The organism is Kribbella sp. NBC_00709 (assembly GCF_036226565.1).
In the GTDB taxonomy this organism is placed as follows: domain Bacteria; phylum Actinomycetota; class Actinomycetes; order Propionibacteriales; family Kribbellaceae; genus Kribbella.
In genome coordinates, this window is sequence record NZ_CP108996.1 from 8,009,075 (window position 1) to 8,022,769 (window position 13,695).

The following is a 13,695-nucleotide window of genomic DNA, read 5'->3' on the forward strand; positions in this document are numbered from 1 at the left end:
ACCTGCATGAGACGGCTTGTCGCAAGTTTCGCGGTGGTCGGGTTGCTGCTACCGACCCAAACCGCCATGGCACACAACGCTGCACACCACGCTGACCCCTCCACGACCGTCACCTACACCACCTCCGACGAGGTGATCTCGAACCAGGAGCGTGGTTTCTACCACCACGCTGAGACGCACTACTACGCCGACAACTCCGGTTACGTCCCGCTCGACGTCACCAAGCTGCGCAACTTCCGCACGCAGGAGCACATCACCCAGATCCTCCGGCTCTTCTACCTGGAGAAGTTCTCCAAGCAGGACGTGATCGACAAGCACTACCTCGACCTGATGCAGGCCGACTTCAACACCGCGCGGGCCGCCGGCGTGAAGATGATCGTCCGGTTCGCCTACGCGCTGCCGGGCGACGGCTGGCCACCGCCGACGCCGTACGGCGACGCACCGGTCGCCCGGGTCGTCAAGCAGATCAAGCAGCTGACGCCGATCCTGCGGAAGAACGCCGACATGATCGCGGTCGTCCAGTCGGGCTTCGTCGGCCTCTGGGGCGAGGGTTACTACACGGACTACTTCTCGAATCCGGCCGACCCGAGCCAGGTCTCGGACCAGAACTGGGCCGACCGGAAGGCAGTGATCGACGCACTGCTCCAGGCGTTGCCGAAGGACAAGATGGTCCAGGTGCGGACGCCGTACATGAAGCAACGGATGTACGGCGTTCCGACCGGGACCGCGGGCGGACTCACCGCGAGGCAGGCGTACAACGGCTCGGCGGTGGCGCGGATCGGGCAGCACAACGACTGCTTCCTGGCGAGTCCGGACGACTTCGGGACGTATCTGAGCGACCCGATCCAGCTCGACAAGGATTTCGTTGCCCAGGACACCAACTATGTGCCAGAGGGTGGCGAGACCTGTGGCGTCGACGCGCCGCGGTCGGAGTGGCCGTCGGCGTCGGCCGAGATGGCCGCGCTGCACTTCTCGTTCCTGAACATCGAGTACCACCCGGATGTGCTGGCGAGCTGGGGCGAGAACATCAACATCGCGAAGCAGAAGCTGGGCTACCGGTTCGCTCTGACCCAGTCCACGGTGAGCGAGTCGCACGGCAAGGTCCAGGTCGGCGTGAAGATCCGGAACGACGGGTGGGCGGCGCCGTACAACCCGCGGCAGGTGCAGTTGGTGTTCCAGAACTCCAAGCACACCTACCGCGTCAACGTGCCGGCCGATCCGCGTCGCTGGGGCGCCGGCCAGACCGTGAGCCTGAACTGGAGCGTCAAGCTGCCCAAGGGCAAGTACAAGGTTCTGCTCAACATCGCGGACCCGAAGCTCCAGTCACAGGCCCACTTGCCAGGTTCCACCGAGACCTACAACGCCGTGTATGCGGTGCAGTTGGCCAACAACGGAACCTGGCAGTCGAGCACTGGCTACAACGACCTGGGCCAGACGGTGTCCATCGGATAGCCGCCACGGTCCGTACGGACCCCCAGTTTGGTGGGCACAGCAACCAAACTGGGGGTGCGGCCGGCGGGCGCTAGATCGCGTCGCGGGGGGTCGGCTGGGGTTGGGCGGGGGCGGCGGCAGCGCGGGCCCCGTGGGGGATGCCGGCGGCGGCGTACGCGTCCGCTTCGTCGAGGGTTTCGTGGAGCAGGAGTTGTTCGGCGATGGAGTCGAGGCGGGGGCGGTTGTCGCGGAGGAGGCGGCGGGCCTCGGCGTAGCACTGTTCGATCAGGCGGCGGATCTCCTGGTCGACGGTGTTGAGGAGCTCGTCGGACACGCCCGCCGACCGGGCGTCGCCCTCGGACGGGAGGATGGAGACCGGGCCGATCGCGTCCGACATGCCCCAGCGGCCGATCATCGAGCGGGCGATCCGGGTTGCTGTCTCCAGGTCGCTCTCGGCGCCGGTGGTGACGACCCCGAGGACCTCCTGCTCGGCCGCCATCCCGCCGAGGGCGCCGATGATCCGGCCGCGCAGGTACTCCACGTCGTACCCGTACCGGTCGGAGTCCGGCGTCGACAGCGTCACGCCCAGGGCACGGCCGCGCGGGATGATCGACACCTTGCGGACCGGGTCCGCGCCCTTCTGGATCATGCCGAGCAGCGCGTGCCCGCCTTCGTGGTACGCCGTCCGCCGGCGCTCCTCCTCCGGCATCACCACGTTGCGCGCCGCACCGAGCTGGATCTTCTCCAGCGCGTCGGTCAGGTCGCGCTGGGTGATCTGCGACTCGCCCTGCCGCGCCGCCGCGAGCGCCGCCTCGTTGAGCAGGTTCGCGAGATCGGCGCCGGTCATGCCCGGTGTGGATCTGGACAGCGCGTTCAGGTCGGCGTCCGGGGCGAGCGGTTTGCCGCGCGCGTGCACCTTCAGGATCGCTTCCCGGCCCGGCTGGTCCGGCGCGTTCACCGTGATCGTGCGGTCGAACCGCCCGGGCCGCAGCAGCGCCGGGTCGAGGACGTCGGCGCGGTTGGTGGCCGCGAGCGTGACGACGCCCTCGGTGCCGGAGAAGCCGTCCATCTCGGTGAGGATCTGGTTCAGCGTCTGTTCGCCCTCGTCGTGACCGCCGATCGACCGGGCGCCGCCGCGGGCGCGGCCGATGGTGTCGATCTCGTCGATGAAGATGATCGCCGGCGCCACCTTGCGCGCCTCGCCGAACAGCTCCCGGACCCGGCTCGCGCCGACGCCCACGATCATCTCGATGAACTCCGAGGCGCTCGCGGAGAAGAACGGTACGCCGGCCTCGCCCGCGGTCGCCCGCGCCAGCAAGGTCTTGCCGGTCCCCGGCGCCCCGGACAGCAGCACGCCCTTCGGCGCCCGCGCCCCGAGTCGCCGGTACTTCTCCGGATCCTTCAGATAGTCGACGACCTCCTCGATCTCGGCCTCGACCTCGTCGATCCCGGCGACGTCGGCGAACGTCACCCGCACCGTGCTCGGATCGACCGGCTTCTTCTGCTGGCCACTGCCGCCGAACAGTCCGCCGAGGCCGCCGGCGGCGCGCTGCCGGCGGAGCAGCCACCAGTAGAACGCCGCGATCAGGATGAACGGGCCGAGCGAGATCAGCAGGTTCAGCAGCACGCCGCGCTGCGCGACCACCGGCGTCGCCCGGACCGTGGCGCCGCCCTTCTGCAGGTCGCCGTACAGGTTGTCGTTGGCGAACGTCGGCCGCTCGGTGGTGAACTTCGTGAAGTTCTGGTCGGTCTTGCCCGGCACCGGGGCGGCCGCCTTCAGCCGGCCCTGGATGGTGTCGCCGCGGGCGAAGATCTCGGCGACGTTCTGCTTCTGCACCTGGGCGGTGAAGTCGGTGTAGGCGATGGTCTGCTCGCCGCCGGCGAGCTGGTCCTGCATCGTGGTGAGCAGGAAGAGCACGAGGTACCCGCCGACGATCCAGGCGGCCCACTTCCACCACCGCGGCCGGCGCGGCTTCTCGCCGTCACCGTGCCCGGGCGGCAGCCCCTCGGTCCGCCACGGCTTGTGCGGAGGCCGCTGCGATCCGTCGCCGCGATCCCCCGGCCCCTGGCCGGAGCCCTGACCAGAACCCTGCCCGGTGCCCTGCTCCCGGTCGGCGCGGTCCGCCCGGTCGGCCCGGTCCGCTGCGGCCTGGTCCGGCGGCGGCTGATCCTTGTCGCTCATGAAGCCAACATAGGACCTGAACCCACTGGGAAACAGCAACAACTCCCCCGTCGTACCCTGACGCATGGCCAGACCCCTCATCCTTGACTGCGATCCCGGCCACGACGACGCGATGGCGCTGCTCCTCGCGGTGGCCGATCCGGCCGTCGACCTGCTCGCGGTGACGACCGTGGCCGGCAACCAGACCGTCGACAAGTGCACGGTGAACGCACGCCGCGTGCTGTCACTCGCCGGCGCGTCCGGCATCCCGGTCGCCCGTGGCGCGGATCGGCCGCTGGTACGGCGGTTGCGCATCGCCGACGACGTACACGGGCAGACCGGTCTGGACGGTCCGCTGTTCCCGGACGAGCCGTCGGTGCCGGAGTCGCCGTACTCGGCGCATGAGCTGATGGTCGACGTACTGCGGACGACACCGGCAACGATCGTGGCGACCGGGGCGCTGACGAACGTCGCGCGACTGCTCTCCGACGAGCCGGCCCTGGCCGCGAACATCACCGAGATCGTCTGGATGGGCGGATCCACCGACCGCGGCAACATCGCACCGCTCGCCGAGGCCAACGCGTACGTCGATCCCGAGGCCGCCGACCTGGTCGTACGGTCGGGCGTTCCATTCACGATGTGCGGGCTGAACGTGACGCATCAGGCGCTGGTCACGCACGACGTACTCGGTCGGTTCGAGCGGATCGGTACGCCGTTGGCGCGGGTCTGTATGGAGTGGATGACGTTCTTCGCGTCGACGTACCGGGAGCTGTTCGGGTTCGAGGCGCCGCCGTTGCACGATCCGGTCGCGGTGGCGCGGGTGATCGATCCGGCGATCGTCGGCTGCGTCGAGGCCAACCTCGTGATCGAGACCCAGGGCGAGTGGACCGCCGGAGCGACGGTCGTGGACCTGGACGGGTACACCGGCCGGCCAGCGAACGCCCGGATCGCGGTCGAGCTGGACCGGGAGGCGTTCTGGGATCGGATGGTCGGCGCCGTGAGCTCGTTCGTCTGCTGACAGCGGAAGACCCTTCTGCGGAGGGCCGCGATGTCGCAAGGTGGTGAGGACGAAGCAACCGGAGGAAAAGCATGTACCTGGAGAAGCCCGCCGCAACCTGGCCGCCGGGGCCGGAGATCCCAAGCCCAGCGATCCCGCCAAGGCCTGGGGTGCCGCACCCTGGAGTTCCCCAGCCGCGGGTGGAGCCGCAGCCCATCCTGCCGTCCTGGTACGAGCCGATGTCGATCAATCTCGAGCGGGAGCTGGCGGACCGATTGCTGGCGGAGCGGGTGATTCTGGTCGACGGTCGGCTGGATGACGCGCTGTCCAGTCACGTGGCGGCGCAACTGCTGCTACTTGATGCTCGTAGCAACGACCCGATCACCTTGCATCTGTCGTCGTCGGAGTCCGGGCTCGATGCAGCTCTCTCGGTCGCCGCCGCGATCGACCTGATCACGTCGCCGGTGCATGCCGTTGCCCGCGGCACCCTTCGAGGCCCGGCGATCGCCGTGCTCGCGGCCGCCGAGCAGCGTGAGGCCCACCGCCACACGATGTTCGTCCTGTCGTTGCCGCACTTCACCGCCGAGGGCACCGCCGACCAGCTCGCCACCCTCGCCGACCAGCACGAACGGCAGGTCGCCCGCCTCCGTCAACTCATCAGCCAGGCAACCGGCCGATCAGACGACGAGGTGGCCGCCGACCTGGACCCAGGTCGGGTCCTCACCGCCGAAGAAGCCAAGGAGTACGGCCTGATCACCCATCTGCTGTGATCGTCAGCACGACGCGGCCGGTGGTATCACCGGCCGCCTGACGTTTCCAGGCGGCCGCCACGTCCGCCAGCGTGACGGTCTCGTGAGCCACCGCGATAGCGCCGAACGCCGCATGCTGCAGTACGGCGGTCAGCGCATCCCGCCGCTGGTCCGCCGTCAACGCATTGTTCGTGTACCCGAGCACACTCGCCGACCGGCTCCGCAGTACTGACGACGAGAACACCGCCTCGTCACCGGACGACCCGCCGAGATTCACGAGCCGCCCGCCCGGCGCGAGCACCCGCGCCGCGGCCGTCGCCGCCGTACCGAAGACCGGATCGATCACCACGTCGTACGCCGAATCGCCGGGCGCACCTTCCGGTCCTGCCGACGCCGCGCGCGCCAGCTGTCCCGTCAGCTCGTCCACATCGGTGCTCGCGGCAACCACCTCGTCCGCACCTGCCGCCAGCGCGCGCTCTCGTGAGGCATCCGACCGCGCGACCGCCACCACCCGCGCCGCTCCGAGAACCCGCGCCGCTCCGATCGCCACCTGCCCGACCGCGCCACCACCACCGAGCACGAGAACGCTCGCTCCCGGTTCCATCCGAGCCCGCCAGGTCAGCGCCATCCACCCGGCCACCCCCGACAACCCGATGGCAGCCACCGCGGCGTCGCTCACGCCGGTCGGGTCCAGCACCACCAGATCGCCATCCGGCACGGCGCACAGCTCCGCGAGGCTCCCGTCCCCCGCAGCCATCCCGGCCGAGGTCGCGAAGAACACGCGCGTTCCGGCCGCCACCACCTCGGACTGCTCGACCACGCCGACCCCTTGCACGCCCGGCACGTACGGCAACGCCGGCGGACCGAAGTACGACGTACCGGACGCACACAACAGGTCGAGCGGGACCACCGGAGCGGCCGTGACGCGAACGATCGACACGCCCTGTCCGGCAACGGGATCCGGGTGCTCGATGTGCGTCGGCGCTTCGCCGTGGGTGTGCAGTACTGCGGCTCGCACGGGGCCTCCTCAGGTAGCGATATCCGGATACGGCAACGAATGCTGCAGCAACGCGCGCCCGTACGCCTTCTGGTACTCGAGCGGCCCATGATCCCGCTCGAACATCGCGATGAACAGCGTCAGCGTCAGGAACGGATGAGCCCCCAGCCCGAACAGCGCCACATGATCGTGCTCCCGCAGCGCACGCCGCTCCTCGTCGGTGAAGCTGAGCCACGTCGAGCGCTCTCCCGTTTCACAGTTGAGGATCTGGTTCGCCATCTCCTGCTCCCACCAGGTCACGGTCCCCGCGGCATCCTCGCGGTAGCGCTCGACCAGAGCGGGATCCCGGTCGACGGTGTAGAGGAACTTGTTCAAGAGGTACTTGCTCATGCCGGCACCCCGTTCGGGTACCAGGTGAAGTAGGCCTCCATGGTGTGGAACAGGTCGAGCGAGTCGACGTGATCCGCCTTCGCCCCCGCACCCGCGACGCCCATCATCAGCATGAAGTCCATGAAGCCGTGCGTCGCGTTGCCCGGCTGGTGCAGGCTGTCCAACGTCACCTCGGACAGACAGCCGTCGAGGTCGCCACTCGCGATCCAGTCCACCGCCTTGCGGTCGAACTCCGGATCCGGCCCGTGCGCACCGAACTGCCGCGGCCCACCCAACTCCAGCGACAGGTGCCCGGTGCCGATGATCGCCACCCGCTTGTCGATCGGCCACGACTCGACCAGTTGGCGGATCGTCCGGCCCAGCTCGACGAACCGTCCGGGCCGCGGCAGCGGCGGCGCGAAGATGTTCGTGTAGATCGGCACGATCGGCAGGTCCGCGTCCGGGCGCAGCGTGATGATCGGGCAGGTGATGCTGTGGTCGATCCGCAGTTCGTTGCTGAAGGCAAGATCGAAGCCGGCGTCCAGGCCGTTGCGCAGGATGTGCGACGCCAGTTGCTCGTCCCCGGCCAGTCGCATCCGCGGCAGCCCGAACTCGCGTTCCTCGTTGTACCAGTTCGCGTCGAAGTACGGCGCCTTGCCGACCAGGAACTGCGGCATGTTGTCCAGCCACAACTGGTGGAAGTGATCGCTGCCGACCATCACCAGGATGTCCGGCCGGGCCTTCGTCAGGGTCTCCCGGAAGGCCTCGATCTTCGCCACCCACTCGTCGGCGAACGGCGGCCGGTCGGCGCCGGTGGCGGTGCTCGCGCGGTAGTAGAACGGGTGGTGGGTGGAGGCGATCACCGCGGCGACTGTGGCCATGTGGTGCTCCTTCAGCTTTCCGGATCGACGTAGACGGCGTTGCGATCGACAGTCAGGTAGACGTCCATGCCAATGGGTCGCCGGCGCTCCTCGGCGAGCTGCCCGAGCAGCCCGGCCGCGCGGGCGAGCAGCGCGAACCCCCTCAGCAACTCGACCGGCAGGCCGAGGTCGGCCAGCGCGGCGCCGCACACACCGGCGCCGTTCAACGGGAGCTTGCGACCCAAGACCTGCTCGTGCACGCGACCGATCGCCTGGAAGAGCTTGAGATGCGGGCCTTCGAGGCCTTCCTCGCGGGCGATGCCGATGAGTACCGGAGTCCGCGGATCCTGCACCTTGTGCACCGGATGTCCCAGCCCGGGGATGAACGCACCGTCGGCCCGGGACTGCCGCACGACCTCCAGTCCGAGCTCGTCCCACTCGGCGTCGTCGCCGGGTGCGTCCCGTCCTGCCAACGCCTGGCTCAGGAACATGCCGCAGTCCTCGGTCACGCCGAGGAAGCGCGACCCGCCGCCGAGCAACCCGGCCGCCAACGCGCCTTGCAGAGAATCCGGCGCCGACAGATAAGTGACGCGGGCGGCGATCGCGGTCGGTGTGAAGCCGTGGTCGGCCAGAGCGACCAGGACCGCCTCGAACACCCGCGTCTCGGACGGCGTCGGCCGGCGCAGCGCGACCAGCCAGAACGCCAGCTCGCCGAACCCGACCTTGCCCATCAGGTCCGCGGTCAGGTCCTGGCCGAGCAGCCGGATCTCGTCCGCCGTCGACGTACCGAGCGAGGTCGGGAACGTCGGCGGCGCCACCTGGTCGTCGCTCATGCCTCTCCCTCCAGCCACTTCCGCAGCTCGGCGCCGTGCTCGTCCAATGACGGCGGCGGCAGCCGGTACGACGCGGCGCTGTCCGAGAACGTGATCGGGTTCCGCACACCCGGGATCCCCTCGACCGTCACCACCGGATCGAGCCCGATGTCCTCCGCGAACGCGACCCCGCCGTCGACGGTGTTGATCGGCCCGCACGGCACGCCGGCCGCGATGATGTCCCGGAACCACTCCAGCTTCGTCCGCGTCGTCAACCGCTCGACCAGCAACGGCCGCAGCTCCTCGCGATTCGCGGTCCGCTTCTCGTTGCGGTCGAACCGCGGATCGTCGGCCAGCTCCGGCACGCCGAGAACCTCCACCAGCTTGCGGAACTGCCCGTTGTTCCCGGCCGTGATGATCAGGTCCCCGTCCGCACACGGCAGCGGCTCGTACGGGAACAGGCTCGGATGGCTGTTCCCCATCCGCAGCGGTACGACGCCGCCCGCGACGTACGCGCTGGACTGGTTCACCAGCCCGGACAGCGCCGAGGACAGCAGATTGACCTCGACGTGCTGACCGCGGCCGGTCTCATGCCGCGCGTTCAGCGCGGACAGTACGCCGATCGTGGCATGCAGTCCCGCCATCACGTCGAAGACCGAGATCCCGGCCCGGAACGGCTCGCCGGCCGGATCGCCGGTCAGGCTCATCAGTCCGGAGATCGCCTGCACGATCAGGTCGTACCCGGGCAGCGCTGCCCCCTTGGGCCCGGACCCGAATCCGCTGATCGACGCGTAGATCAGCTTGGGGTTGCCCTCGGCAACGGTCTCGTAGTCGAGCCCGAACCGGGCCAGCCCGCCCGGCCGGAAGTTCTCCACCAGCACGTCCGCGCGGCGCGCCAGCTCCTGTGCCGCCGCGAGGTCGTCGGCGTCCTTGAGGTCGAGCGCGATCGATCGCTTGTTCCGGTTCACCGCGAGGTAGTACGTCGAGATGCCGGCGCGGACCGGTGGTTGCCAGGACCGGGTGTCGTCGCCGCCGGGCGCCTCGACCTTGACCACGTCGGCCCCGAGGTCGGCGAGCAGCATGGTCGCGTACGGGCCGGCCAGGATCCGGGAGAAGTCGGCCACCAGCAGCCCGGACAACGGACCTGTCACGCGACCTCCCGATGTCAGATGCGGACATCTGTCCGCGCTTCAGTCTCGATCCGCTCCGAGTCCGCTGTCAACCGCTCGATCCGAGCCCTTGACACGGTCCGCAGCGGCTCCAATAGTGAGCCTCATCGCCCCACTGACCGTCATACGGACGCATGTCCGGGCAATCCTGGGAGGGGACCTCATGACCACTGCCGAACCACTGGTCGCCGGCCGTCCGGTGCTGCTGCGCGGCGGGACCGTACTGACCATGGACGACCAGCACACGATCGTCGACAACGGCGACGTGCTGGTTGTCGACGATCAGATCGCCGCCGTCGGGCCGGCGCTCGAAGTCCCCGAGAATACCCAGGTCATCGACGCGACCGGCGGCATCGTGATGCCGGGGATGATCGACACCCACCGGCACATGTGGCAGACCGCGATGCGCGCGTACGGCGCCGACTGGACGCTGACGCAGTACTTCGTCTGGTACTACCTCGAGCACGGCAAGACGTTCCGGCCGGAGGACATCCGCGCCGGCAACCTGACGTCGGCCTGGGAGTCGCTCGAGGCCGGTGTCACCACGACCGTCGACTGGTCGCACGGGCTGCAGAGCGTCGACCACGCCGAGGCGGCGGTGGACGCGTTGCGCGCCGTACCCGGGCGGTTTGTTCTTGCCTACGGCAACATTCAGGCCGGCCCGTGGGAGTGGACCGCGGATCCGGCGGTGCGGTCGTTCCTCGAGCGGTTGCGGGACGACTCGCAGCTCGGTCTGCAGCTGGCCTTCGACGTCACCGGCGATCCGGCGTTCCCGGAGCGGGCCGCCTTCGAGGTGGCGCGGGAGCTCGGGCTCGGCGTGACCACGCACGCGGGGGTGTGGGGCGCGACGAACGACAACGGTCTCAAGTTGATGCACGAGAACGGTTTCATGACGCCGCAGAACATCTACGTCCACGCGGCCACCCTGACCACCGACTCGTACCAGCGGATCGCCGCGACCGGCGGTTCGATCTCGGTCTCGACCGAGTCCGAGCAGAGCGCCGGCCAGGGCTACCCGCCGACCTGGCAGGTACGCCGGCACGACATCCCGGTGTCGCTGTCGATGGACACCAGCGTGTGGTGGAGCGGCGACCTGTTCAGCGCGATGCGGTCCACACTCGGCGCCGACCGGGCCCGCGAACACCTCGAGGCGCACATGAAGGGCGCCACCGTGACCCACAGCCACCTACGCGCCGAGCATGTCGTCGACTGGGCGACCCGCGGCGGCGCGAAGGCACTCGGCCGCGACGACCTCGGCAGCCTCGAACCGGGCAAGAAGGCCGACGTCATCCTGATCAAGAACGACGCCTCGCCGGTGTCGTTCCCGCTGATCAACCCGTACGGCCAGGTCGCGTTCCAGGCCCAGCGCGGCGACGTGCACACGGTGATCGTCGACGGCCGGGTGGTGAAGTCCGAGCATCGACTGGTCGGCTGCGACCTCGCCGCCGTACGGCGCGACGTCGAGGCGACCGTCGACTACCTGCGTTCGACCCTCGGCGAGGAGGCCTGGCGGAACGGGATGAACCCGGAGCTGCCCAAGGGCGAGGTGCTCGACAACCCGTACCAGTACACCGACTACAAGTCCGACTCGACCCGCGAGGCGCGCGGGACGATCTTCGGCGAGCCGTAGGCTGACTCCACTCCAGGGAAGGATGTGCTGATGGCAGGGCGTGGCGCGGGTCCGGATTTCGTCGAGTCGCTGGCGCGCGGGCTGGACGTGCTCGCCTGCTTCGACGCCGGCCACCGGACCATGTCACTGAGCGAGGTCGCGACCGCGGCCGGCCTGGCCCGGCCGACCGCACGCCGCCTCCTGCTCACCCTGGAGGAGCTCGGCTTCGTCCGCACCACCGACGGCGCCTTCCAGCTCACCCCGAAGGTCCTGACGCTCGGGATGGCGTACGTCGGTTCGCTCGGACTGTGGGACATCGCCAGACCGCATCTCGAGTCGCTCGTCGCCCGGACCGGCGAATCGTCGTCGATGGCGCAGCTCGACGGCTCGGACATCGTCTACGTTGCCCGGGTGTCGGTGCCGAAGTTGATCGCGCTCCGGGTCGACATCGGCACCCGGTTCCCGGCCGCGCAGACCTCACAAGGCAAGGTGCTGCTCTCGGCCCTCTCCCCCGACGAGCTGGCCGACGTGCTCGCGTTGCCGAGTCGCGCCGGCCTTCCGCCGTACATCGGCCGGACCGCGGAGCAGCTGCGCGACGAGCTCACCGAGATCCGCGCCCGCGGATGGGCACTGGCCGACGAGGAGCTGGCGCCCGGCGTTCGTTCCGTCGCGGCACCGGTCCGCGACGGAACCGGCACGGTCCGGGCCGCTATGAACGTGACCGTCCACGCCGCCGAGACCACGGTCGACACACTGCTGCACGGCCATCTGCCGTTCCTGCTGCGTACTGCGGGCGACGTCAGCGCGGAGTGGGCGCTCTGGCAATCTCGTCCGCACGTCGAGGTCGAGCAACGGCATCAGACGACTGCTTGAATAACTCCATGACCGTTCTCGACTCGCCCATCCCCCGGTTCCATCTCGCGATGCCGGTCGACGACCTCGACGCGGCGCGGCACTTCTACGGCGAGGTCCTCGGCCTCGAGCAGGGCCGCAGCTCGGAGACGTGGATCGACTGGAACCTGCGCGGCCACCAGTTCGTCACCCACCTCGCCCCGGAGCGCCGGCAGCGCATCCACAACCCCGTCGACGGCCACGACGTACCCGTGCCGCACTTCGGTCTGATCCTGACCGTCGAGCAGTTCCGGACCTTCGCCGAGCGGCTGAAGGCGGCCGGCACCGAGTTCGTCATCGAGCCGTACGTACGCTTCCAGGGCCAGACCGGCGAACAGTGGACGATGTTCTTCCTCGACCCGGCCGGGAATGCCCTTGAATTCAAGGCATTCGCCGACGACTCACAGGTGTTCGCCAGCTAACCTCGGCCAACCCAAGTACCGGCGCCTGACACAGCTTCTCGGGGGCTCGAACAAGTAATTCCCTGTTCACACTCACCAGTTCTTGCCCAAGCCCACCAGTTCTTGTTCAAGCGCACCAGTTCTTGTTCAAGCGCACCAATTGCTGGGTCGAACTCCGGACCTGTCCACCCGTCAGGGCGTGATCCACCCGGTGAGGATCGTGGTCCCGGACGTGGTGGTGCAGACCAGACGGTACGGCACGTTCGGCGGCGGGTGGAGGACGAAGAAGCCGAGGTCGTCGATGTCCGTGGTGGACAGCTTGCCGCCGTCGCCGCGGGCGCTGACCGTGCCGGCCTCGGGCGGGTCTAGCTGACCGAGGACGGCGTCGGGGGTCAGCTCGAGCTCGACCGTCCAGCCGTCCGAGGCGAATGTGAGCGACCGCAGGATCGCGCTCTCCGAGCGGATCGCCAGCGCGTCGAGAGAGTCCCAGGCCGAGTCGTAGGTGAGCGCGGCCAGTTCGGCGTCGATGGTCCGCCACGAGAAGGCCGCCTTACCCGCGTCGACGAACGCGGCCGGCACCTCGTCGGAAGACGCCAGCGCGTCCCGCAAGGCATCGATCAACTTCTCGTCGTCGTTCCAGTCCGGATTCATCACGGTTCTCACCTCCTCTTTCGCTAGCCCTCGGGTGCGTCCGCCGCCAGCAACGCCAGCGCCGGGGTCTGCCGCAGACGGGTCAGGCAGCGGGCGCGGTTCGGCCCGATGCTCCCGATCGGCACCTGCAGTTGCCGGCTGATCTCGTCGTACGGCGCCGGCGGGTCCTGGATCAGCAGCGCCAGCAGAAGCTGGCACCGCCGCGACAACTCGGCGAACGCGGTGCGCAGGATCGCCCGGCGTTCGTGCCGCAGTACTTCCTCTTCGGCGATCGCCTGCTCAGGTACGTCGGGCGAGTCGGCCAGGTCGATCGGCTCGACCCGGCTGGTCGACCGGATCAGCCGGAAGCATTCGCGCTGCGTCGTGGTCGCGATCCAGCCCGGCAACGCGGCCGGCTCGCGCAGGCCGGGCAGGTGCTCGACCAGCCGCAGCCAGACGCTCTGTCCGACATCGTCGATATCAGGCTTCGCCAGCCGGTACCGTCGGCACACCGAAAAGACCAGTGGCGCGTAGCGCTCCACCAGTTCGTCCCAGGCGCTTTTGTCGCCGTCCCTGGCCCGGGTGACCAGGTCGACGACTGTCGGATCGTCCCGCATGC

At 69.1% G+C, this 13,695-nt stretch carries 14 protein-coding genes; 6 read left to right on the forward strand and 8 right to left on the reverse strand.

What is annotated here, in order from left to right:
* Positions 1-6 precede the first annotated feature (6 nt).
* Positions 7-1,452 (forward strand): DUF4832 domain-containing protein, encoded by a 1,446-nt coding sequence (locus tag OHA18_RS39000; protein WP_329000419.1) that lies wholly within the window; start codon positions 7-9, stop codon positions 1,450-1,452.
* A gap of 70 nt (positions 1,453-1,522) precedes the next feature.
* Here the strand turns inward: OHA18_RS39000 and ftsH are convergent, their stop codons facing one another.
* Entirely contained in the window at positions 1,523-3,613 is a 2,091-nt protein-coding gene (ftsH, locus tag OHA18_RS39005; RefSeq protein WP_329000420.1) for an ATP-dependent zinc metalloprotease FtsH, read from the reverse strand.
* Positions 3,614-3,677: 64 nt separating this feature from the next.
* Between ftsH and OHA18_RS39010 the strand changes: the two genes are divergently transcribed.
* Both OHA18_RS39010 and OHA18_RS39015 read left to right on the forward strand, forming a co-directional pair.
* On the forward strand, positions 3,678-4,610 hold the full coding sequence (locus OHA18_RS39010) for a nucleoside hydrolase (RefSeq protein WP_329000421.1): 933 nt from the start codon (positions 3,678-3,680) through the stop codon (positions 4,608-4,610).
* A 179-nt stretch (positions 4,611-4,789) separates the two neighbouring features.
* Entirely contained in the window at positions 4,790-5,359 is a 570-nt protein-coding gene (locus tag OHA18_RS39015) for an ATP-dependent Clp protease proteolytic subunit (RefSeq protein ID WP_329000422.1), read from the forward strand.
* Here OHA18_RS39015 and OHA18_RS39020 read toward each other — a convergent pair.
* From OHA18_RS39020 to OHA18_RS39040, 5 genes are read right to left on the reverse strand one after another with little or no spacing between them, the layout of a single operon-like run.
* The gene (locus OHA18_RS39020; RefSeq protein WP_329000423.1) at positions 5,343-6,356 is read right to left on the reverse strand and encodes a quinone oxidoreductase family protein; all 1,014 of its coding nucleotides are present in this window, start codon (positions 6,354-6,356) and stop codon (positions 5,343-5,345) included. The genes OHA18_RS39015 and OHA18_RS39020 overlap by 17 nt on opposite strands.
* A 9-nt stretch (positions 6,357-6,365) precedes the next feature.
* Positions 6,366-6,725 (reverse strand): hypothetical protein, encoded by a 360-nt coding sequence (locus tag OHA18_RS39025; RefSeq protein WP_329000424.1) that lies wholly within the window; start codon positions 6,723-6,725, stop codon positions 6,366-6,368.
* Complete coding sequence (locus OHA18_RS39030; RefSeq protein WP_329000425.1) at positions 6,722-7,585, reverse strand: hypothetical protein; 864 nt, start codon at positions 7,583-7,585, stop codon at positions 6,722-6,724. Before OHA18_RS39030 ends, OHA18_RS39025 begins: the two co-directional genes overlap by 4 nt.
* 11 nt (positions 7,586-7,596) lie before the next feature.
* On the reverse strand, positions 7,597-8,397 hold the full coding sequence (locus OHA18_RS39035) for a citryl-CoA lyase (RefSeq protein WP_329000426.1): 801 nt from the start codon (positions 8,395-8,397) through the stop codon (positions 7,597-7,599).
* Positions 8,394-9,527: a CaiB/BaiF CoA transferase family protein gene (locus tag OHA18_RS39040; protein WP_329000427.1), complete on the reverse strand. Its 1,134-nt coding sequence runs from the start codon at positions 9,525-9,527 to the stop codon at positions 8,394-8,396. Before OHA18_RS39040 ends, OHA18_RS39035 begins: the two co-directional genes overlap by 4 nt.
* 181 nt (positions 9,528-9,708) lie before the next feature.
* Here OHA18_RS39040 and OHA18_RS39045 point away from each other — a divergent pair, with 181 nt between their 5' ends.
* From OHA18_RS39045 to OHA18_RS39055, 3 genes are read left to right on the forward strand one after another with little or no spacing between them, the layout of a single operon-like run.
* Complete coding sequence (locus OHA18_RS39045; protein ID WP_329000428.1) at positions 9,709-11,175, forward strand: amidohydrolase family protein; 1,467 nt, start codon at positions 9,709-9,711, stop codon at positions 11,173-11,175.
* A gap of 30 nt (positions 11,176-11,205) precedes the next feature.
* Positions 11,206-12,027, forward strand: a complete 822-nt coding sequence (locus tag OHA18_RS39050) for an IclR family transcriptional regulator domain-containing protein (RefSeq protein ID WP_329000429.1) — start codon at positions 11,206-11,208, stop codon at positions 12,025-12,027.
* 8 nt (positions 12,028-12,035) lie between these two features.
* Positions 12,036-12,467, forward strand: a complete 432-nt coding sequence (locus OHA18_RS39055) for a VOC family protein (protein WP_329000430.1) — start codon at positions 12,036-12,038, stop codon at positions 12,465-12,467.
* A gap of 171 nt (positions 12,468-12,638) precedes the next feature.
* On the opposite strand, the gene OHA18_RS39060 is transcribed toward OHA18_RS39055, so the two are convergent.
* Complete coding sequence (locus tag OHA18_RS39060) at positions 12,639-13,100, reverse strand: hypothetical protein (RefSeq protein WP_329000431.1); 462 nt, start codon at positions 13,098-13,100, stop codon at positions 12,639-12,641.
* A 20-nt stretch (positions 13,101-13,120) separates the two neighbouring features.
* Positions 13,121-13,693, reverse strand: a complete 573-nt coding sequence (locus OHA18_RS39065) for an RNA polymerase sigma factor (RefSeq protein ID WP_329000432.1) — start codon at positions 13,691-13,693, stop codon at positions 13,121-13,123.
* Between the last annotated feature and the right edge of the window lie 2 nt (positions 13,694-13,695).